Source organism: Luteimonas sp. WGS1318, assembly GCF_043187535.1.
GTDB lineage: Bacteria > Pseudomonadota > Gammaproteobacteria > Xanthomonadales > Xanthomonadaceae > Luteimonas.
Genome location: NZ_CP171131.1, coordinates 984419 through 1005061 on the forward strand (window position 1 = coordinate 984419; position 20643 = coordinate 1005061).

20 protein-coding genes are annotated in these 20643 nt (G+C 69.2%); 14 read left to right on the forward strand and 6 right to left on the reverse strand.

Annotated features, from left to right (window positions below; all coding sequences use genetic code 11):
- Nucleotides 1-29 precede the first annotated feature (29 nt).
- From ACF3M1_RS04460 to ACF3M1_RS04470, 3 genes are read left to right on the forward strand one after another with little or no spacing between them, the layout of a single operon-like run.
- On the forward strand, nt 30-1523 hold the full coding sequence (locus ACF3M1_RS04460) for a PadR family transcriptional regulator (RefSeq protein WP_394004272.1): 1494 nt from the start codon (nt 30-32) through the stop codon (nt 1521-1523).
- Nucleotides 1520-2239, forward strand: a complete 720-nt coding sequence (locus ACF3M1_RS04465) for a hypothetical protein (protein ID WP_394004274.1) — start codon at nt 1520-1522, stop codon at nt 2237-2239. The genes ACF3M1_RS04460 and ACF3M1_RS04465 overlap by 4 nt, the downstream gene beginning before the upstream one ends.
- Complete coding sequence (locus tag ACF3M1_RS04470) at nt 2232-5033, forward strand: AAA family ATPase (protein ID WP_394004276.1); 2802 nt, start codon at nt 2232-2234, stop codon at nt 5031-5033. Before ACF3M1_RS04465 ends, ACF3M1_RS04470 begins: the two co-directional genes overlap by 8 nt.
- 216 nt (nt 5034-5249) lie before the next feature.
- Here ACF3M1_RS04470 and ACF3M1_RS04475 read toward each other — a convergent pair whose 3' ends face one another.
- The gene (locus ACF3M1_RS04475; protein ID WP_394004278.1) at nt 5250-6266 is read right to left on the reverse strand and encodes a zinc-binding alcohol dehydrogenase family protein; all 1017 of its coding nucleotides are present in this window, start codon (nt 6264-6266) and stop codon (nt 5250-5252) included.
- Nucleotides 6267-6727: 461 nt separating this feature from the next.
- Between ACF3M1_RS04475 and ACF3M1_RS04480 the strand changes: the two genes are divergently transcribed.
- The 3 genes from ACF3M1_RS04480 (at nt 6728) to ACF3M1_RS04490 (ending at nt 9427) form a co-directional block, all read left to right on the forward strand.
- Complete coding sequence (locus tag ACF3M1_RS04480; RefSeq protein ID WP_394004280.1) at nt 6728-7801, forward strand: OmpA family protein; 1074 nt, start codon at nt 6728-6730, stop codon at nt 7799-7801.
- Between the two features lie 119 nt (nt 7802-7920).
- Nucleotides 7921-8523: a hypothetical protein gene (locus ACF3M1_RS04485; RefSeq protein ID WP_394004282.1), complete on the forward strand. Its 603-nt coding sequence runs from the start codon at nt 7921-7923 to the stop codon at nt 8521-8523.
- Nucleotides 8524-8617: 94 nt separating this feature from the next.
- The gene (locus ACF3M1_RS04490; protein WP_394004284.1) at nt 8618-9427 is read left to right on the forward strand and encodes a pseudouridine synthase; all 810 of its coding nucleotides are present in this window, start codon (nt 8618-8620) and stop codon (nt 9425-9427) included.
- Here the strand turns inward: ACF3M1_RS04490 and ACF3M1_RS04495 are convergent.
- From ACF3M1_RS04495 to ACF3M1_RS04505, 3 genes are read right to left on the reverse strand one after another with little or no spacing between them, the layout of a single operon-like run.
- A complete protein-coding gene (locus tag ACF3M1_RS04495) occupies nt 9405-9890 on the reverse strand; it encodes a DUF4426 domain-containing protein (RefSeq protein ID WP_394004286.1) in 486 nt (161 codons plus the stop codon). The genes ACF3M1_RS04490 and ACF3M1_RS04495 overlap by 23 nt on opposite strands.
- Entirely contained in the window at nt 9883-10734 is an 852-nt protein-coding gene (gene proC, locus ACF3M1_RS04500; RefSeq protein WP_394004288.1) for a pyrroline-5-carboxylate reductase, read from the reverse strand. The genes ACF3M1_RS04495 and proC overlap by 8 nt, the downstream gene beginning before the upstream one ends.
- A 59-nt stretch (nt 10735-10793) precedes the next feature.
- Nucleotides 10794-11486: a YggS family pyridoxal phosphate-dependent enzyme gene (locus ACF3M1_RS04505; protein ID WP_394004290.1), complete on the reverse strand. Its 693-nt coding sequence runs from the start codon at nt 11484-11486 to the stop codon at nt 10794-10796.
- Nucleotides 11487-11617: 131 nt separating this feature from the next.
- On the opposite strand from ACF3M1_RS04505, the gene ACF3M1_RS04510 reads away from it, so the two are divergent.
- The 3 genes from ACF3M1_RS04510 to ACF3M1_RS04520 all read left to right on the forward strand — a co-directional run bounded on the left by ACF3M1_RS04510 (nt 11618) and on the right by ACF3M1_RS04520 (nt 14734).
- Nucleotides 11618-12655 (forward strand): type IV pilus twitching motility protein PilT, encoded by a 1038-nt coding sequence (locus ACF3M1_RS04510; protein WP_394004292.1) that lies wholly within the window; start codon nt 11618-11620, stop codon nt 12653-12655.
- A 131-nt stretch (nt 12656-12786) separates the two neighbouring features.
- Nucleotides 12787-13917 (forward strand): PilT/PilU family type 4a pilus ATPase, encoded by a 1131-nt coding sequence (locus ACF3M1_RS04515; protein WP_394004294.1) that lies wholly within the window; start codon nt 12787-12789, stop codon nt 13915-13917.
- A 190-nt stretch (nt 13918-14107) separates the two neighbouring features.
- A complete protein-coding gene (locus ACF3M1_RS04520; RefSeq protein ID WP_394004296.1) occupies nt 14108-14734 on the forward strand; it encodes a superoxide dismutase in 627 nt (208 codons plus the stop codon).
- A gap of 65 nt (nt 14735-14799) precedes the next feature.
- Here ACF3M1_RS04520 and ACF3M1_RS04525 read toward each other — a convergent pair whose 3' ends face one another.
- A complete protein-coding gene (locus ACF3M1_RS04525) occupies nt 14800-15864 on the reverse strand; it encodes a hypothetical protein (RefSeq protein ID WP_394004298.1) in 1065 nt (354 codons plus the stop codon).
- The gene (locus ACF3M1_RS04530; RefSeq protein ID WP_394004300.1) at nt 15864-16400 is read right to left on the reverse strand and encodes a DNA-3-methyladenine glycosylase I; all 537 of its coding nucleotides are present in this window, start codon (nt 16398-16400) and stop codon (nt 15864-15866) included. The genes ACF3M1_RS04525 and ACF3M1_RS04530 overlap by 1 nt, the downstream gene beginning before the upstream one ends.
- Before the next feature lie 107 nt (nt 16401-16507).
- Here ACF3M1_RS04530 and ACF3M1_RS04535 point away from each other — a divergent pair, with 107 nt between their 5' ends.
- The 5 genes from ACF3M1_RS04535 to ACF3M1_RS04555 all read left to right on the forward strand — a co-directional run bounded on the left by ACF3M1_RS04535 (nt 16508) and on the right by ACF3M1_RS04555 (nt 20626).
- Nucleotides 16508-16963 carry a peptidylprolyl isomerase gene (locus tag ACF3M1_RS04535; protein WP_394004302.1) on the forward strand — a complete coding sequence of 152 codons (456 nt, stop codon included), beginning with the start codon at nt 16508-16510 and terminating at the stop codon, nt 16961-16963.
- Between the two features lie 75 nt (nt 16964-17038).
- A complete protein-coding gene (locus ACF3M1_RS04540) occupies nt 17039-17593 on the forward strand; it encodes a YqgE/AlgH family protein (protein ID WP_394004304.1) in 555 nt (184 codons plus the stop codon).
- On the forward strand, nt 17590-18066 hold the full coding sequence (gene ruvX / locus ACF3M1_RS04545; RefSeq protein WP_394004306.1) for a Holliday junction resolvase RuvX: 477 nt from the start codon (nt 17590-17592) through the stop codon (nt 18064-18066). Before ACF3M1_RS04540 ends, ruvX begins: the two co-directional genes overlap by 4 nt.
- Nucleotides 18067-18132: 66 nt before the next feature.
- A complete protein-coding gene (locus tag ACF3M1_RS04550; protein WP_394004308.1) occupies nt 18133-19080 on the forward strand; it encodes an aspartate carbamoyltransferase catalytic subunit in 948 nt (315 codons plus the stop codon).
- Nucleotides 19081-19240: 160 nt separating this feature from the next.
- The gene (locus ACF3M1_RS04555) at nt 19241-20626 is read left to right on the forward strand and encodes an amino acid permease (RefSeq protein ID WP_394004310.1); all 1386 of its coding nucleotides are present in this window, start codon (nt 19241-19243) and stop codon (nt 20624-20626) included.
- Nucleotides 20627-20643: the final 17 nt, after the last annotated feature.

Sequence of the window (20643 nt, forward strand, 5' to 3'; positions counted from 1 at the left end):
CAACCGCCACACGGCGACCATGCACCCGCGTGTCAAGAGTTGTCAGTGGCCGCCCGGGCGCCGACCATGGCGCCCCACCACCACGGACGGCCGCCATCCGAGCGTTCCAGGACTATCTGCGCGACGGAATCGACGCCGCCGACCTGCCGGATCTGCATCCGCTGCTGGCCGCGCGTGACCAGATCCGCGCGTTCTCTACGCTGTTCCACGGCGGCGAGGAAAGCGTGATGGTGCGGCTGCTGGTGCTGCGTACGCTGGGCGCGCGCGGCGAGGCGCCGGACTGGAGCCCGCAGGAGTTGCGCGAGCACTTCGCCTACCTCGATGCGGTGAAGTTCGGCACCGTGCTCGACCGCCTGCGCGACAACGGCCTGCTGCTGTGGGAGCCGCAGTCGCAGCGTTACCGCATCAGTCCCGCGGGCCGGCAGGCGCTGTCGGCGCTGGGCCTGCTGCTGCAGTTCAATGCCGAGGGCGACGAACTGGCCTACGTCACCGCGCAGCTGGCGGCCGGCCAGGCGACGGGCCGCATCGGCGCGTCCGATCTCCAGCACCTGCTGTCGCGTCTCAACGAACTGCGCGAGGACTTCGACCAGGCCGTGCTCAGCGGGTCCGAGCACCGCATCCGCCACGCCGCCGACACGCTGCAGGCGGTGTGGCGCTGGGTGGAGAAGGGCACGGAACTGATCCACGCGATCGCCGCCGACGGCGAGCTCGACACTGCCACCCATCGCGTGGCCCAGCAGATCGGCCGCGCACAGAGTGCGCTGCTGCGTCAGGCCTCGGTGTTCCAGCGTGCGCTCAACCAGCTCGATCGTCATCGCGTGCACCTCGGCGCGAGCGGCCTGTCGTCCTCCGACGTCAACCGCTTTCTTCGCGACCACGACATAGTCGGGCTCGCGACGCTGGCCGAGGGCGCGCTGTGCACGTCGCCGCAACCGGCGTTCGCGCTGGCCGCGATCGCGCTCGACGTCGCCGAATACGAACTGGTCGAGCGCGAACGCGCCGATCGCGACGACGCCACGCTGCCGCCTGCACGCAGTGCGCCCGAGGATCTGGAGGCCCCGGCGGCAGCGGCTCAGGATTATCACGCCGCCGAGGACTGGCTAGCGCAGCTGGTGGCGATCGACGCCGAAGCGCCGCTCGCCGACTGGGTGCCGCAATCGGACTTCGCGGTCAGTGCCTACCGGCTGTCGCTGCTGGGGCTGATCGGCGATGCCGGTGCCGAGCAGCGCAGCGGCGTCGGTGCCGAACTGGCGCGTCTGCCGTTGCACTGGCGCGTGGGCACCGGCCTCGACGCGGTGGGCCGCGCCGGCGTGCACAGCATGAGCCGCGGCGTGCTGCTGCCCGACGGGACCGACGTGCCCGACCATCTCGTGCCGTGGCCGGCACCGCCTTCCGCCTGCGATGTGCCCGGAAGCGATGGGGACACCATCGCCGCGCCGCCCGGTCGTGATGCCGGCGCTTCTCCCTCCCAGGTGGCGCGTCCGCGCACGCGCCGCCGCCGTGTTCCGGATTCCACCGCATGAGCGATACCACCGCCTCCCTGATCGCACGCCTGCTCGCCGAGCGCTGGCTGCCGCGCGACGATCACGCCGTGCGCCGCGTGCTCGTCGACGCCGAGCTGCGTGACGATCTCGATCGTCGCCTCGCCGCCGCCGGCCTGCGTCTGCTCGAACATCCGTATGCCGCGCACGTGGCCGTCGGCATCGCGCGTGCGCAGGAGGCCGACGTGTTCGGTCATGGCGATGCCTGGGCGGCGAGCAACCTGCAGCTCAGTCGCGACACCACTGCGCTGCTGGTCGTGCTGTGGGCGCTGCTGGTGCTGCCCAAGCGCCAGCGCCAGATCACGCGGCAGGACGTCGAGCGCCAGCAGGACCAGGAGCAGATGTTCGCCGAGCTCAAGCCGGTGCCGGTCGGCGCCGAGATCGTCGAGCCCGTCAACGAGCGCACGCTGCTGGCCGATTACGGCGACCGCCTCGGCGGCAAGCAGCGCATCCAGATGAATCTCGGCACGCTCAACCGGCACGGCTTCATCGTCCGTCGCAAGGAGCGTATCCAGGAAGGTCCGCTGCTCGATCTGGCGTTCGATTACGAACGTATCGCCGGCCGCGTAATGGATGGCGCGCTGGCGTTCGTCATCGCCGAGGCGCGCGCGGCGCGCCCCGACACCGACGACGCGACCGACGCGGACCCGGATGACACGACAACCGCCGACACGGCCGAGGACACCGACGATGTTTGAGTTCCGCAGCCTCGAAGTCGTGCACTGGGACTACTGGCAGCGTTACGCGCTGCCGCTCGACGCCTCGATCATCACCGTCGTCGGCCCCAACGGCTCCGGCAAGACCACGCTGCTCGATGCGCTGCGCACCTTGCTGGCGATCGACGACCGCGAGATGGCCCGCGACTACAAGACCTACCTGCGCCACAACGGCAAGCCGGTGGCGTGGCTGCGCGCGGTGGTCAGCAATCCGGTCGACCGCCGCGGCAAGCGCGCGTTCTTCCCGTGCATGGACGAGCAGGTCACGCTGGCCTGCCGCGTGCGCAAGCGCGGCGGCGACTGGAGCCGCGACTACCAGATCGTGCCCGGCGACGTGCCGGTGGAAACGCTCGACGCCGGCGGCGAATGGCTGGGCGTGCGCGACTACCGCGTGCGTCTGGCCGGCGCCGGCCTGAGCCGCGCGATCTGCCGCGTGCTGACGCTGGAGCAGGGCGCGACCGACAAGCTGTGCCAGCTGTCGCCGCGCGAACTGCTGCAGCTGGTCTTCGACGTGTTCGAGGACAAGGCGGTGCTCGACGACTACCAACGCGCCCGCGCCGAGCAGTTCGACACCGAAAAGGAGATCGCCCAGCTGCAGCACGGGCTCGACGAACTGCATCTGAAACTCGAATCCGCCAAGGCCGACGTGCGCTCCTTCGACGAAGGCCAGGCGCTGCGCCGCGAGCGTCAGCGGCTGGAGACCGAAGTCGCGCCGAAGGTGGAACTGGCGGACCTGCGCGCGACGATCGACGGCGCGCGTCCACGGCTCACCGGCCTGCGCCGGGCCCAGCACGAACGCCGTCAGGCACTGCAGGCCCTGCAGACCCAGGAAGCCGCAGCCGGGGCGCAGCGCGATGCTCTCCAGGCCGCGCTCGCCCAGGCATTGGCCGACCAGCGCGACGCGGAATCCGGGTTCACCGCCGCGCGCGATCTGGCGCGGGACGCCGAGAGTCTGGTGCGGCGGCACGATCATCTGGCCCAGCTGCAGGCCGATCGCGGCGTGGTCGATGTCGATGCGCTCAGCAGCGGGATCGAACACGGCCGGCAGCGACAGGCGGAACTCAAATTCGAAGCCCAGCGCGACCGCGTGCGCGAGGGTGAACTCGCCGCGCAGCTGGCCGCGCTCAGTGGCGGTGGACGCTTCGTCGAGCCGTTCGAACGTGACTTCCGCGCCGCGCTCGACCAGGCCGGCATAGGCCATCGCGTGTTGACCGAACTGGTCGAGATCGTCGACCCGCAGTGGGCGGTCGCGGTCGAAGCGGTGCTCGCACCGTACCGGCATCTGCTGCTGCTCGACGAACCGCGCGATGCGCGCCGGGCCTGGGCGCTCGGCGAGTCGATGCAGTACCGGCATTTCCTCGTCGCCGACCGCGCGCCGGTCGAGCGCGCGACGCGTGGCTCGTTGCTCGAGGTCGTGCGCTTTTCGGCCGATCCGCCGGCATGGCTGCCACGCCAGCTCGACCGCATCCAGCGCGTGGCCGATGTCGAGGCGGGGCACGGGCTGTCCAAAGGCCAGGACTGGATCACCGCCAAGGGGTATCTGCGCGAGCATCGCGGTGGCCGCCACATCGGCGTTGGCCAGCCGCACTTCGGTGCCGGCGCGCGCCAAGCCCGGGTGGCCGCGCTGCGCGCCGAGCACGTGGCGCTGCGCGAACGCACCCAGGCGCGCGAGGCCGAATTGGCCGAACTGGGCCGTCGCCTCGATGTGGACCAGGCCCGCCTGCTCGGCCTCGACGCCGGGCAGGAGCTGGTGACGCGCGCGGCCGAGTTCGCCGATGCGCTCGAGCGCCTGCCCGCGCTCGCCGACGCCGCCCAGGCGGCGGCCACGTCGCTCGAAGCCACGCGCGCCGAGGTGGCTGCATGCATGGCCCGCGACAAGGCGGACAGCATCGCCGCAGCCGAACGCGCGGGGCGTCTGGGCGGTCTCGCCCACGAGATCGAGCAGGCAGGACGGCAGATGACCCAGGAGCGCCAGTTGCTGGTCCAGCGCATCCTCGAATTCCGCCGCCGCCGCGCGCAGATGCCGCCGGCCTGGCGCGCCGCCGCGGTGTTGCGCGCGGCGCGCGACGAGTTCGAAAGCGCCAACGCCGTGCGCCGCGAACTGGAACGGCTCGACGCGCGCCTGGCCTCAGGTGGGTTCGTCGAGGACGAAGGCTGCGTCGCGCTGCGTGACAAGTTCGCCGCCGACCACGCCGGCATGGAAGCCGCGATCGGTCAGCGCGAGGCGCATCTGCATCGTGCCCGCCGCATCACCGAAGACGCGCGCGGCGCCTACCTCAACGTGCTGCGCGCCACCGTGCGCCGCTACCGCCGCAATCTGGTCGCGCTGGGCGAGCTGGCCGGCATCGGTGTCGAAGCCGAGATGTCGGAACTCGTCAACGACGATGTCGCGTTGGCCCAGGCCGGGCTCACCGTGCGCTTCGATTTCGACCGCAAGGGCTGGATCGGTCTCGACGATGGCGAGGCCTCGGGCGGCCAGCAGGTGATGAAGTCATTGCTGCTGCTGGTGGCGCTGCTGCGCGACGAGGACCAGCCCGGCGGTTTCGTGTTCATCGACGAACCCTTCGCCCATCTCGATGTCGCCAACATCGAGAAGGTCGGACGGTTCCTGCGCTCCACCGATGCGCAGTACATCCTGACCACGCCGATCACCCACAACATCAACGTGTTCGAGCCGTCGGATCTGGTGCTGGCCACCAGTAAGCGCAGGCCTCAGAGCACCTGGGCCGATCCGGTCGCCATCCTCAAGCGCGACCGCACGGCGGACGCGGCCTGATGAATCCGGATGCCGGCCGGTCGGATCCCGACGCTGCCGGCATCCGCTCCGCTGCCGCCGCGCAGTGGCTTGGTCCTTCGCCTGCAGCGGCGTCCGAGGATGGCGGTCGATGATGTCGAACCGGAGGCGCGGCTCCGGTGGGTGCGCGGCGATGCGACGCAGGCTGCGGGCGAGCAGGGCGGGCTGATTTCCGCGCCTGATCGCCCGAGCCGACCGTCACCAGCCGGCGACGGCGAGCTTGCCGATCGTGCGGCCGCTTTCGAGGCGGCGGTGTGCCTCGCGGAGGGTGTCGGCCGAGATCGGCGACAGCGTGTCGGTCAGCGTGGTGCGCAACCGGCCCGCATCGACCAGCGCGGCGACACGCGCGAGGATCCGCCCCTGTTCGGCCATGTCGGGGGTCTTGAAACGCGACCGCGTGAACATGAGTTCCCAATGGATGCCGATGGACTTGGCCTTGTAGGGATCGCCGATCTTCAATGCGCCCGCGGGTTCGACGATCAGCCCGACGTGTCCCTGCGGCGCCAGCAGTTCGCCCAGCACGTCCCAATAGCGGTCGGTGTCGGCGAGGTTGAGCGCGGCATTGACGGCCTCGATGCCGAGCGTCTGCAACTGCGGCGCGAGATCCTGACGGTGATCGATGACATGGTCCGCGCCGAGGGTGCGGCACCAGGCCACTGTCTCCTCGCGTGAGGCCGTGGCGATCACGGTGAAGCCCGCGAGCTTCGCAAGCTGGATCGCAATCGAGCCCACGCCACCCGCGCCCGCGATCACCAGCAACGATCGGCCGCCGCCGCCGCCGTCGATCGAATAGGGCATGCGTTCGAACAGCAGCTCCCATGCCGTCAGCGCCGTCAGCGGCAGCGCGGCCGCCTGCGTGAAGTCCAGCGTGTCGGGCTTTTTGGCGACCAGACGCGCATCCACCAGCTGGAACTGCGCATTGCTTCCGGGCCGGGTGATGTCCCCCGCGTAATAGACCGCGTCACCCACCGCGAAGTCCGACACGGCATCGCCGACCGCTTCGACGACACCTGCCGCGTCGTAGCCGAGGATTTTCGGCGTGGCCTCGACCTGCGGCTTGGGCGCTCGCACCTTGGTGTCGACCGGATTGACCGACACCGCCTCGATCCGCACCAGCAGGTCATGCGGACCCGGCGAAGGCGTCTCCATCTCGACATCGAGCAGGGCTTCGGGATCGTCGATCGGCAGGTAGCGGGTCAGTGCGACAGCTTTCATGGGCATCCTCTATGTATGTCGGCCACAGCGGGCCAGTGGGTCAGGAGGAGGGTAGCCGCATGCTGCACGCGCCTGCACGCGCCTGCACGCGCCTGCATGCGCCTGCATGCGACGCAGCCGTCACCGGAACCGAACGTTCGCCGCTTTGGCGACGCCGCCATTCGTTCGCATCGCGCGCAGACCGCATGAAGGACTCGATATCCGGGCGTGATGACGTGGCATGACGCATCTTGACGCGACGCGCACATCGCCATCGCGACAATCCGCGCCGTTGAGGGTTCCTGCCTTACCCAAAGCCAGGATGAATGCTAAGGCGTTGTTCTGTTGGAATCTTTCAACCGTTACATTAGTGTTAACAACGCCTTCACGCAGCTGACTTTAGGCTATGTCCCAAGGCGTGCGTTGTGGACGCCTCATTCGATGCCCTGACGCATTCCCCCTTAACAAGGAGCTCCGACAATATGAACAAGAAACTCCTCTGCGCCGCTCTGCTCGGCGGCCTTGGTCTGGCGCACACCGCCAGCGCCCAGGAGTTCGACGATCGCTGGTACCTGACCAGCTCGGCCGGTTTCAATTTCCAGGCCAATGATCGTCGCACCAACGACACCCCGTTCGTCACGCTGGGCATGGGTAAGTTCATCAGCCCCAACTGGTCCGTCGACGGTGAGCTGAACTATCAGAACCCGGGCTTCGACAGCAGCGTCGAAGGCGCGAACCGCGACCTGAACTGGAGCCAGTACGGCGTCTCGGTCGACTTCCGCTACCACTTCATCAACGACGAGCGCAGCTGGAACCCCTACGTGCTGATGGGCGTGGGCTACCAGCGTTCGGAAGAAGAGTTCGACGCGTTCCCGAGCCCGGATTCGCCGGGTGAGAACAAGGACGGAAACTTTGCCGCCAAGGTCGGTCTGGGTCTGCAGTCGACCTTCACCAACCGCGTCGCCGTGCGCGCTGAAGTTGCCTACCGCGCTGACTTCAACGACAGCAGCGTTGCCGCCAACGGTTCGCGCGACTGGGCGGGCTATCCGCACAACTCGAACGAGAGCTACTTCGGTGACGTGCTGGCTTCGGTCGGCGTCGTGATCCCGCTCGGCCCGCCGCCGGCTCCCCCGGCTCCGCCGGCTCCGCCGCCGCCGCCGCCGGCTCCGGCCCCGGCTCCGGCTCCGCCGGCTCCGATCACCATCGATCTGAATGGCGTCAACTTCGACTTCGACCGTTCGACCCTGCGTCCTGACGCAGTGGCGATCCTCAACGAAGCCGTCGAGATCCTGCGCCGTTACCCCGAGCTGCGCGTTGAAGTCGCCGGTCACACCGACTCCGTCGGTACCGACGCCTACAACCAGCGTCTGTCGGAGCGTCGTGCCCAGGCCGTGTATGACTACATGACCAGCAACGGCATCACCGCCGACCGTCTGGTGGGTCCGGTTGGCTACGGCGAGAGCCGTCCGATCGCGCCGAACACCAACGCTGACGGTTCGGACAACCCGGAAGGCCGTGCGCGCAACCGCCGCACCGAGCTGAACGTCCAGAACTGATCGGACGTCCGGTTGCAACAGAAAAAGCCCGGCCTCGCGCCGGGCTTTTTTTTGCCTGACGATTTTGCGGCCCCCTGTGATCAGGCCATCGCGAGTCGCGCAGACCTGCCGCCGGCGGGTTGATTCCGATCATCGCCATCGTGAATGCGCGTGGCGTTAATTTTTCCTTGTGGGCTAAACACTTGGGGCCTACACTTCAGGCCGATTCGACCTGGAGTTCGCCCGTGCGCGCCATTCTGCTGTTCTCGCTGTTCGTCCTGCCTTTCGCCGCGCACGCGGCCGACTGCGGCAGCCTCGATTCCGCCGCGGCGCGTCCGTTGCAGGCTGCCGTGCTCGCCCCGGTTTCGCCGGAGCTGGCCGCGCCCAACTATCGCCTCGGAACCACCGCGGTGCTGTCGCGTGCCTACGACGACGCGCAATCCGCAGATCAGGTCGTGCTGCGCCTCGAGATCGAGAAGTGCCAGAACGTGGCCATGGCGGTTCCGGCAGCAGGTGCGGTCAGCGCGAACGATCCGGCGGCCTATGTGAAGCAGACGGAGTTCGACAACACGCCGTATCGCTTCAACATGACCCAGGGCGGCAAGCGCATGACGGCCGACGATTTCGACGCGTGGCTGCAGGCCAACGGCTACAACGTCGGCAGCCGTCGCGTGGATCCCAATGCGCCGCCGGTGGCCGAGGCCGAAGCTGCGGCGCCCGGCCAGGCGACGCCTGCCGAATGATCGCAGCGGGGATTCCGGCTGCGTCCATCGCGACGGCCTGCGCAAGCGGGCCGTTCGCGTATCTGCACGTGCCCTTGGACCCGGGGATGCCGGCATGAGTGTCGGGCGGGGACCGCCGCGCCATGGCCTGGCACGTCTGCTGTCCAAGCGTGGCCTGTGCTCGCGCAGCGAGGCCGAACGCCGTGTCCGCGACGGCCGCGTGCGGGTGGCCGGCCGGGTCGTGCGGGATCCCGAATATCCGGTGCTGCCCGATGCGGCGAACATCGAACTCGACGGCGTGCCGGCCTCGGCCGTCGCGCACCGGTATCTGATGCTCAACAAGCCCAGGGGCCTGGTGACCACCGCGCAGGACGAGCGCGGGCGGGACACCGTCTATCGCTGCTTCGAAGGCGCGGGCCTGAGCTGGATCGCCCCGGTCGGCCGTCTGGACAAGGCCAGCGAAGGCCTGCTGCTGTTCTCGAGCGACCCGGTCTGGGCGGCGGGTGTGGCCGATCCGGCACGCGGGCCGTCCAAGACCTATCACGTCCAGATCGACGGCGTGCCCGATGACGCGCTGCTGGCGGCGCTGTACGCCGGGATCGAAGACGCCGGGGAGTGGCTGCGGGTCGGCTCGGCGCGTGTGCTGCGCAGCGGCGAGCGCAATGCCTGGCTGGAGATCGTGCTGGAGGAAGGACGCAACCGCCAGATCAGGCGGCTTCTCGCCGCGCTCGATATGGACGTACTGCGCCTCGTGCGGGTCGCGATCGGGCGCCTGGATCTCGGCGACCTGGCGAAGGGCGCCTGGCGGGATCTCAGTGCCGAGGAGATGCTGGCGTTGACGCCTTCGGTGGTTGCCGACGTCGGAGACGCCGGTCAACCGGGTCAGCCGCCGCCGCGCGCGGTCAAGGCGCGAGATCGCGGCTGAAACGAAGCGTCGCGCGCTGGCCGGCGGCGTCCACGACGTCCAGCTCGAACCGCAGCGTGTCGGGCGGCGTCGCTGCCGCCACCGCCACGTAGTCGACGAAGCCGTCTGCCTGCACCTCGCGGAACGTCAGCGCCTGCGCGACGCCCCGCAGATCGCGCGCCCGGCCGCTGACCGTCGCGTTTCGCGATGCGTCGCCCGCGCGCAGCCCCACGAGCACGAGCACCCGGTTGCGCTCACGTGCGACGCCGTAGCGGTGCGCGACCGTGTCGCTGAGGATCGAGGTCGGCACGACGCTCACCGAGACCTCTGCGTCGCCGAGTGTCGCCGTTTCCGGCATCGCGCTGGCCTGCGCGCCCGAGGCCGACGGTGCAGGTGTTGACGGCGCACGGCTGCAACCCGCCGATGCCACCACAAACGCCGCCGCCAGCAACCCGAAAATAAGGCCCGCGCGCGATTCAGTCATTGGCCGCCGCCAGCTCCCGGCCCCGGCGGGCTGCCTGATCGATCGCAGTGGCGACCAGTGCACGCAGGCCGCCCGCTTCGAAGGACTCGATTGCGGCCTGGGTGGTGCCGCCGGGGGAGGTCACGCGTCGGCGCAACTCGGCCGGCGCCGCGCCGTCCTCCACCAGCATGCGGGCAGCGCCCAGCAGCGTCTGCAGCACGAGCGCACGGGCGTCGTCGGCGGCCAGACCTTGCGCGATGCCGGCCTCCTCCATCGCTTCGGCGAGCAGAAAGACGTAGGCCGGTCCGCTACCCGAGACCGCGGTGACCGCGTCCATCCGGGCCTCGTCGTCGAGCCATACCGTGGTGCCGGCCGAACGCATCAGCGCATCGGCCCGGTGGCGCCCATCCGCATCCACGCGCGGGTTGGCGTACAGGCCGGTGACACCGGCGCCGAGCAATGCCGGCGTGTTCGGCATCGTGCGCACCACTGCGGCGTCGCCGCCGAGCCAGCGGTCGAGCTGGGTGGCGGTGATGCCGGCCGCGATCGAGAGCACGAGCGGCCCGGTCGAGCGGGCGAGCGGGGCGAGCCCTGCGCATACCGAATGCAGCACCTGCGGTTTGGTGGCGAGCACCCAGGTCGCCGCGCCCGCGACGGCATCGTCGGCCTGCGCGAAGGTCTGCACGCCGAAATCGCGGGTCAGCGCTTCGCGGATTTCGGCATTCGGGTCGGCGACCCGGACGAGGGCCGGTGGACAGCCGCGGGCGACGAGGCCGCCGATCAGGCTGCGGGCCATGTTGCCGCCGCCGATGAAGGCGACCGGCTGGTCCAGGGGCGGGATGGGAGATGTGTCGGACGCGGACATGCGTGTCGACTCCAGTGCGGTGACAGGGTCGACGATGGTAGCCCGATGCAGCGGGAGGCTCAGCGGCGCTCCCGGGCACCGAACAGGGCCGAGCCCACCCGCACCATCGTCGCGCCCTCGGCGATCGCCAGCTCGAGGTCGTCGCTCATGCCCATCGACAGCGTATCGATGCCCGGGTCGGCGCCGGCCACCGTGTCGAACAGACGCCGCATCCGCGCGAAGGCGTCGCGCCGTCTCGCCGGCTCGGCGTGCGGTGCCGGGATCGCCATCAGGCCGCGCAGGCGCAGCCGCGGCGCCGCACGGATCGCATCGACCAGCGCGGGGACCTCCGTGGGCGCGCAACCGTGCTTGCTGGTCTCGTCGTCGATGTTGACCTGCACCAGCACGTTCAGCGGACCACGCGCGTCGGGGCGGTGGGCGTCGAGTGCGTCGACCAGTTTGCGACGGTCGACCGTCTGCACCCAGTCGAACAGCGCGGCAGCGTGCTTCGCCTTGTTGGATTGCAGGTGCCCGATCAGATGCCAGTCGAGACCGAGCCCGGCCAGCGCGTCGATCTTGCCGGCGGCCTCCTGCACGTAGTTCTCGCCGAACGCGCGCTGGCCGGCGCCGGCCACGTCGGCCAGCGCGTCCGCTGCCTGCGTCTTGCCGACGGCGAGCAGACGTACCGGCGCGGCGCGCCCTGAGGCCTGGCGGGCATGCGCGATGCGTTGCAGGATGGCCTCGAGGGCCGATGCGGCGGATGACTCGGGCACGACGGAATGTCCTCGGCGACGGGCTGGTTCTGGGGCGCGGATCCGGGTCTATACTGCCGCCGGGGACAGGGCGCCGCCAGCCATCCGGCAAGGACCGCGCCCGGTTGCGGATCATCATCAAGGGGTGTTGCATGGATATCGCCGAACTGTTGGCGTTCTCGGTCAAGAACAAGGCGTCGGACCTGCATCTGTCGGCAGGCCTGCCGCCGATGATCCGCGTCGACGGCGACGTGCGTCGCATCAACATCCCCGCGCTCGAGCACAAGCAGGTGCACGCGCTGATCTACGACATCATGTCGGACAAGCAGCGTCGCGACTTCGAAGAATTCCTCGAGGTCGACTTCTCGTTCGAGATCCCGGGCCTGGCCCGCTTCCGCGTCAATGCGTTCAACCAGAACCGCGGCGCCGGCGCGGTGTTCCGCACCATTCCGTCGGAAGTGCTGACGCTCGAGGATCTGAACTGCCCGCCGATCTTCCGCCAGCTGATCGACCAGCCGCAGGGTCTGATCCTGGTGACCGGCCCGACCGGCTCGGGCAAGTCGACCACCCTCGCGGCGATGATCGACCACATCAACAAGAACGAATACGCGCACATCCTCTCGGTCGAAGATCCGATCGAATTCGTGCACACCTCGCAGAAGTGCCTGATCAACCAGCGCGAAGTGCACCGCGACACCCATGGCTTCAACGAGGCGCTGCGCTCGGCGCTGCGCGAAGACCCCGACTACATTCTGGTCGGCGAGTTGCGCGACCTCGAAACCATCCGCCTGGCGCTGACCGCCGCGGAAACCGGTCACCTGGTGTTCGGCACGCTGCACACATCCAGCGCGGCCAAGACCATCGACCGCATCATCGACGTGTTCCCGTCGGGCGAAAAGCCGATGGTGCGCTCGATGCTGTCGGAAAGCTTGCGCGCGGTGATCTCGCAGTCGCTGCTGAAGAAGGTCGGCGGCGGCCGGACCGCGGCCTGGGAGATCATGGTCGGCGTGCCGGCGATCCGGAACCTGATCCGCGAGGACAAGGTCGCGCAGATGTATTCGGCCATCCAGACCGGCCAGCAGTACGGCATGCAGACGCTCGACCAGCACCTGCAGGATCTGGTCAAGCGCGGCCTGATCACGCGCCCGGCCGCGAAGGAATACGCGAAGGACAAGCGTCTGTTCGAGTGAACTCGAACAGACGCCGGGATTCGGAATTCGGGAATCGGGATTAGAAAAAGCCAGGGCTCGCGGTCGGGAAGGATTCGCTCTTTCGAATCCCCACTCTCGAATCCCGAATCCCGGCTCCAACGGAGCCACCCATGAGCAGCATCGATTTCACCTCGTTTCTCAAACTGATGGCCCATCAAAAGGCCTCGGACCTGTTCATCACCGCCGGCATGCCGCCGTCGATCAAGGTGCACGGCAAGATCTCGCCGATCACCCAGAACCCGCTGACGCCGCAGCAGGCGCGCGATCTGGTGCTCAACGTGATGACCCCGCCGCAGCGCGAGGAATTCGAGAAGACCCACGAGTGCAACTTCGCGATCGGCGTCTCCGGCGTCGGCCGCTTCCGCATCTCGTGCTTCTACCAGCGCAACCAGGTCGGCATGGTGCTGCGCCGGATCGAGACGCACATCCCGACGATCGAGGAGCTCAACCTCCCGCCGATCATCAAGACGCTGGCGATGACCAAGCGCGGCATCGTGATCTTCGTCGGCGCGACCGGTACCGGTAAGTCGACGTCGCTGGCGGCGATGATCGGCTACCGCAACCAGAACTCCACCGGCCACATCATCACGATCGAAGACCCGATCGAGTTCGTGCACAAGCACGCGGGCTGCATCATCACCCAGCGTGAAGTCGGCATCGATACCGACAGCTGGGACGCCGCGCTGAAGAACACGCTGCGCCAGGCGCCGGACGTGATCATGATCGGCGAGGTGCGCACCCGCGAAGGCATGGACCACGCGATCGCATTCGCGGAAACCGGCCATCTGGTGCTGTGCACGCTGCATGCGAACAACGCCAACCAGGCGATGGACCGCATCATCAACTTCTTCCCCGAGGACCGCCGCAACCAGCTGCTGATGGATCTCTCGCTCAACCTCAAGGGCGTGGTCGCGCAGCAGCTGATCCCGACGCCCGACGGCAAGGGCCGGCGCGCGGCGATGGAGATCATGCTCGGCACGCCGCTGGTGCAGGACTACATCCGCGAAGGCGAGATCCACAAGCTCAAGGAGGTCATGAAGGAATCGACCAACCTGGGCATGAAGACCTTCGACCAGGCGCTGTTCGAGCTCTACCAGGCCGGCGAGATCTCCTACGAGGACGCGCTGCGTTACGCCGACTCCGCGAACGAGGTGCGCCTGCGCATCAAGCTCGCGCAGGGCGGCGATGCGCGCACGCTGTCGCAGGGGCTGGACGGGGTCGAGGTCGCCGAGGTGCGCTGAGGCCCTGCCGCAGCGACACCCACGCAGCGCCCCGCCATGCGGGGCGTTGTCGTTTTCGCGCTGTCGATGACGCGAAACGCAGTGTTGCCGCCGGCCCGCGACCCGGGCCGCTAAGGTGACGCCGCATTGTCGCCAAATTGACCTCTACCGGAGGACAATGGCGCGTTCATTCCCGAAGGAGATCCCGCTCATGGCCTACAGCCTCCCCGAACTGGCTTACGCATACGACGCGCTCGAGCCGCACATCGACGCGAAGACGATGGAGATCCATCACAGCAAGCACCACCAGACCTACATCACGAACGCCAACGGCGCGCTGGAAGGCACCGAATGGGCCGATACGCCGGTCGAAGAACTGATCGCCAACCTCGACGCGCTGCCGGAAGACAAGCGCGGCCCGCTGCGTAACAACGCCGGCGGCCATGCGAACCACTCGCTGTTCTGGACGGTGATGTCGCCCAAGGGCGGCGGCAATCCGGTCGGCGATGTCGCCAAGCACATCGACAGCGATCTCGGCGGCTTCGACGCGTTCAAGGAGGCCTTCACCAAGGCCGCACTGACGCGCTTCGGCAGCGGCTGGGCCTGGCTGTCGGTCGACACGGCCGGCACGCTGAAGGTCGAGAGCAGCGCCAACCAGGACAACCCCCTGATGAAGGGCATCGGCTCGGGCAATACCCCGATTCTCGGCCTCGACGTCTGGGAGCACGCCTACTACCTGAAGTACCAGAACCGCCGTCCGGACTACATCGCTGCGTTCTACAACGTCGTCGACTGGAACGAAGTCGAGCGTCGTTACCAGGCCGCCGTCGCCGGCTGATCCAGCGCCATCGCGACACCTGCAACGCCCGCCGCTCACACCGGCGGGCGTTGTGCTTTCTGCGTTCAGCGCAGGGGCATCTCGGGGGCCGGAATGCGATCGACTGCCAGCACGCGGCGTTCCGTCGCGAGCGCGATGTCGGCGATTTGCGTGCCCTCCCTGTCGTGCACCCAGGCCATACAGCAGTTCTGGCCGCCGGCTGCGCGGTAACTGCTCAGCAGATTCACCACGGCGACCTCGACGCAGTGGCCGTTGTCGCGCACGGGAAACGCGGCAGCGTATTCGAAGGTGTAATGCCCGGCGCCGTGCCATGGCCTCGGCGCGTCGCCCGCGCGCTCGGGACACGTGGCGGCCGTGCCGGGGTGCTGCGCGAGTCCAGCAAGGCCACGGTCGACCGCCGCGAGGAGTTCCGGTGCGTACGCCGTGTCCGCGGGCTGCGGCGCGACGCGATGGCGCATCGCATAGCGCACGCGCACCACGTCCTGCGCCGTGGGACCGGCGAACGGACGGGTGAGGGTGATCGTGTCCTCGGCGTAGATGCTGTCGCGATAGACGACCAGCACGCGGCCATCGAGCGCGATGAGGTCGAATGCCTGGTCGGCGCCCCGGCCGTTGATCGAGAACGTCATATGGTCGCGCGCGTCGGCGTCGTCGAGCGCCGTTGCCGGGTGCGCGAAGCCGTCAGGTCCCTGGCGGATCAGCTCGATCTGCGAGAACAGTCCGGTGCCGCCGATATAGGTGTCGCGGACGAGATCACGCCGGCCGTCGCCGTCGAGATCGAGAAGCTGCAGGCGTGCGCTGCGTCCTTCACCGTCGCCGCGTTCGCAGAGACCCGGCCAAGCGGCCAGGGCCTGCCAGTCGGCTCGGGACACGCCGGTGGGCTGGCTGCTGCGCGCCAGACAGTCGGACAGCGGCTCGCCACGGTCGTCCGCCAACTCGACGTCGATCACCGTGCCTTCCACAGCCCGGAGGCTCGAGACCGCGGCCTCCACCGGATCGGACGCGCCGTTGGCGGCGGCGTCCAGGATCGCCTGATGCAGCCTGTCGACGGGCCGCTCGGCACACGGCGCCGCGGCGGACACGACGCCGAGGGCCGCGACCAGCAGTGCACGCAGTCCCGCGTCGCTCATCACGCGGCGTGGCGTCGCAGCGCGATCGCCACCGGGCAGTCGGGCCGGTGCGCGCCAGGCAGGTAGCCCAGGCTCATCAGGAATTCGCCGGTGATCTCGCCGCCGGTGAAGCGGAAGGTCTTCTTGAACAGCTTGACCCACGAGGTCTTGGCGCGCGGTGCGCCATCTTCGATCGCATGCGCGTCCAGCCATTCCGCGAAACCACCATGGCTGTCGCGCAGACCCTGGATCACCTGTGCGTTGTGGATCGCGGCGTCGATCTTGAGGCGGTTGCGGATGATCGCGGCGTCGGCCATCAGGCGCGCACGCTCCGGCTCGCCGTAGGCGGCCACGGTGTCGACGTCGAAACCGTCGTAGGCCGCGCGGAAGCCATCGCGCTTGCGCAGGATCGTCTCCCAGCTCAGCCCGGCCTGGTTGATCTCCAGCAGCAGACGCTCGAACAGCACGGCCTCGTCGCGCTGCGGAAAGCCGTACTCGGTGTCGTGGTACGGGCCGTGGACCGGATGGCCGGGGGCGATGTCGCAATAGGCGCTCATCGCGGCAGGATAGACAGCTGCGCATCGGCCCGCCATCCGGGGTGCACCGGGTTGCGACGTTCACGCGCCTCGCGCCACCATGGCGCATCGCCCGACGGAAGCCGTTGATGGAAATCGCACATCGCCGCGTCGCCACGGTCCACTTCACGCTGTCCGACGCCGCCGGCCAGGCCATCACCTCGACCCGCGGACACGACCCCCTCGTCTACATGCATGGCAGCGGCACGATCATCCAGGGCCTCGAGCAGGCGCTCGATGGCCGCAGCCCCGGCGAGACCTTCACCGTCGAGATCGCGCCCGAACAGGGGTTCGGGCCCCGTCACGACAGCCTGGTGCAGCGCCTGCCGCGCAGCACGTTCACCGGCAGCAGCGTCCCCGCCGTGGGCGAAAAATTGCGTGCGCAGACCGAACGCGGGCCGCTGGACGTCGTGGTGACCGCGCTCGACGCCGACAGCATCACCGTCGACGGCAACAATCCGCTGGCCGGGCGCACGTTGCGGGCCGACGTGGAGGTGGTGGACGTGCGCGTCGCCACGCCGCAGGAGATCCAGTTCGGTCTGTGAGGTGGGTGACGGGCCTGACCCGAGCGGGGTGTCGTCTCGCACGCCCGCGACAGCGGTGCCCGTTAGAATGCGGCCATGGCGTTTCTCACCCACCACATGCTGGTCGCGCTGCCCGCGCTGCAGGATCCGGACTTCGCGCGTTCGGTGGCGTTGATCTGCCAGCACGACGGCAACGGCGCGATGGGCGTCGTCGTCAACCGGCCCTCGGAGTACACGCTGGGCGACGTCCTCGAACAGATGGGCATCGTGCTGGTCGACCAGCGGTTGCGCGAGCACCGCGTACTGGCCGGCGGTCCGGTGCATCCCGAGCGGGGCTTCGTGATCCACGATGGCGACACCGGCTGGGATTCCAGTCTGGCGATCGCCGACGACCTCTACGTGACCACGTCGCGCGACGTGCTCGAAGCGATGGCGGTCGGCGAAGGTCCGGACAATGCGATCGTCGCGCTGGGCTGCGCCGGATGGGGCGCAGGGCAACTGGAGCACGAACTCACCGAGACCAGCTGGTTGACCGTTCCGGCCGACGCTCAACTGCTGTTCGATACGCCGCTCGACGCGCGCTGGCAGGCGGCGGCCGGGCGTCTCGGGGTCGACATGATGCACGTCGCCAGCCACAGCGGCCGCGCATGAGCGACGCGCCGGCCCCTGCGTCCGTGATCCGCCGCGACGGCACGGTGCTCGGTTTCGATGTCGGTGCCAGGCGCATCGGCGTCGCGGTGGGCAGTGCCTTCGGGCACGGCGCGCGCGCGCTGGCGGTGATCGACGTGCATGGCGACCAGATCGACTGGCCCGCGATCGACCGCGTGCAGAAGGAATGGCGCCCGGACGGCATGATCGTCGGCGATCCGATGACCCTCGACGGCGGCGACCAGCCCGCCCGCGTGCGCGCCCGGGCGTTCGCGCGCCAGCTCGCGGCGCGCTACAGCGTGCCGGTGGTGCTGGTGGACGAGCGTGCGAGCTCGATCGAAGCTGCGCAACGCTTCGCGCTCGACCGCGCCGAAGGCCGCCGTCGCCGGCGCGATGCCGCGGCACTCGATGCCGTGGCGGCCGCTGTGATCGTCGAACGCTGGCTCGCCTCGCCGGACGATGCCACGCCGGTCTAGCGCGGCACTCGCCGTGCCCGGGCCGGGTGCGGGACAATGGGCGTCCCGCGGCTGCCCGTCCTCGTGATGTCCGTTCCCGATTCCCCCGCGCAACTCGATGCCGATGGCCGCCTGCGCCACCTGCTGACTCTCGAGGGCTTGCCCCGGGCGACGCTTGTGGCGTTGCTCGACCGTGCACAGGCTGCACTGGACGACGAGGCGCCCAGCCGCCGACTCGCAGGCACCGCGATCTGCACCCTGTTCTTCGAACCGTCGACACGCACGCGCCTGAGTTTCCAGCGCGCCGCGCAGCGCCTGGGCGCCGACGTGCTCGGCTTCGATGCGTCGACGTCGTCGACCACCAAGGGCGAGACCGCCCTCGACACCTTCCGCAACATCGAGGCCATGGGTGTGCGCGGCTTCGTCGTGCGCCATTCCGCCGATGGTGCGGTGGCTGCGCTGGCTGCAGCGGCCGCGCCGGGCGTGGCCCTGCTCAACGCCGGCGACGGCCGCAGTGCGCACCCCACCCAGGGCCTGCTCGACATGCTGACGCTGCGCCAGGCGAAGGGCGCGGATTTTTCCGGCTTGCGGGTCGCGATCGTCGGTGACGTGAAGCATTCGCGCGTCGCGCGCAGTGACCTGCAGGCCCTGCGCACGCTGGGCGCGGGCGATATCCGCGTCTGCGGTCCGGCGGCGCTGTTGCCCGATGGCGACGCGCTGGCCGGCTGCACGGTCGGGGACGATCTGGATGCCGCGCTCGACGGCGTGGACGCGGTGATGATGCTGCGACTGCAGCGCGAGCGCATGGACGAAGGCCTCGTCGCCTCGCTCGACGATTACCACCGCGACTACGGTCTCGATGCACGCCGCCTGCGGCTGGCCGCACCCGATGCGGTGGTGCTGCACCCGGGGCCGATGAACCGCGGTGTGGAGATCACCGACGAGGTCGCCGACGGACCGCAGTCGCTGATCCTGCGCCAGGTCCGCAACGGCGTCGCCGTGCGCATGGCCGTGCTCGAAACGCTGCTCGGCTGATCCCACCGTCGCGCAGCGGCGGATATCACACGGGATATTCGACGCCCGCGGGCGATCCGCGGAAACGGTCACCCTGTGCCCTAGTGCGCGCCCGATGCGAATTCCGCCGCGCGCGCATCGGAAGGCGTATCGTGCGCCGTCCCGCAGCCCGGCCATTCCGATGTCGTCCACCGATCCGTCCGCTTCGATTCCCGACCACGCCGCCGCGTCGCCGGCGCACGCGCTCAAGCCGCGACAGCTGGTGATGATGGGCCTGGGCAGCGCGATCGGCGCTGGCCTGTTCCTCGGTTCGGGCGTCGGCATCCAGGCCGCGGGGCCGGCAGTGCTGATCTCGTACCTGATCGCTGGCGCGCTGGTGATTGTGGTGATGCACGCGCTGGGCGAAATGGCGGCGGCCAAGCCGGCCAGTGGCGCGTTCTCGGTCTACGCCGAAGACGCGATGGGGCCGACCGCCGGCGCCACGGTGGGCTGGCTGTGGTGGCTGCAGGTGGTGATCGTCGTCGCCGCCGAAGCGGTGGGCGCGGCTGGGCTTCTGGCGACGATCTGGCCGGGCATTTCGGTGCCCGGGCTGACGCTCGCCTTCATGGCGGTGTTCACCGCGATCAACCTGCTGGGCGTGCGCAACTTCGGCGAGTTCGAATTCTGGTTCGCGATCCTCAAGGTCGTCGCGATCCTCGCCTTCATCGCGGTCGGCATCGCATTGCTGATGGGCTGGCTGCCCGAGGTCGCGTCGCCCGGACTGTCGAACCTGACCGCGCACGGCGGCTTCGCGCCGAACGGCCTGATGGGTGTGGGTGCCGCGCTGCTGGTGGTCGTCTTCGCGTTCGGCGGCACCGAGATCGTCGCGATCGCCGCGGCCGAGACCGCCGATCCGGCGCGCAGCCTCGCCCGGGCGATCCGCACCGTGGCCTGGCGCATCCTGGTGTTCTATCTCGGCTCGATCGCGGTGATCGTCATGGTGGTGCCGTGGACCAGCCCCGCACTGGCATCGCCGTTCGCGGCGGTGCTCGAGGTCGCGCGCATTCCCGGCGCGGCGACCGCGATCACGCTGGTCGCGGTGATCGCGCTGCTGTCTGCGCTCAACGCCAATCTCTACGGCGCCTCGCGGATGATCTGGTCGCTGGCGCGGCGGGGCGAAGCGCCGGCCGTGCTCGGCCGCAGCGACCGCCGCATGGTGCCGATCGTCGCGGTGCTGGCCAGCGTGTCGTTCGGCTTCGCGGCGGCGGCGCTGGAGCTGCTGGTGCCCGGACGCGTGCTGCCGACGCTGCTCAACATCGTCGGTGCGACCTGCCTGCTGGTCTGGACCATCGCGCTGCTGTCCCAGCTGATCCTGCGCCGGCGCGCCGATCGCGCGGGCCTGGCGATGCCGGTGCGGATGCGCGGCTTCCCGCTGCTGACGCTGTGCGCGCTGGGAATCCTCGGCCTGATCTTCGCGCTGTTGATCGCCTCGCCCGACACCCGCACGCAGTTCCTGTCGATGGCGGCGTTGACCGCCACGATCGCCGCGCTCAGTGCACTCGCACGCCGGATGCGCGCGCGCGCGTAAGCCGCTGGCGTCAGCCC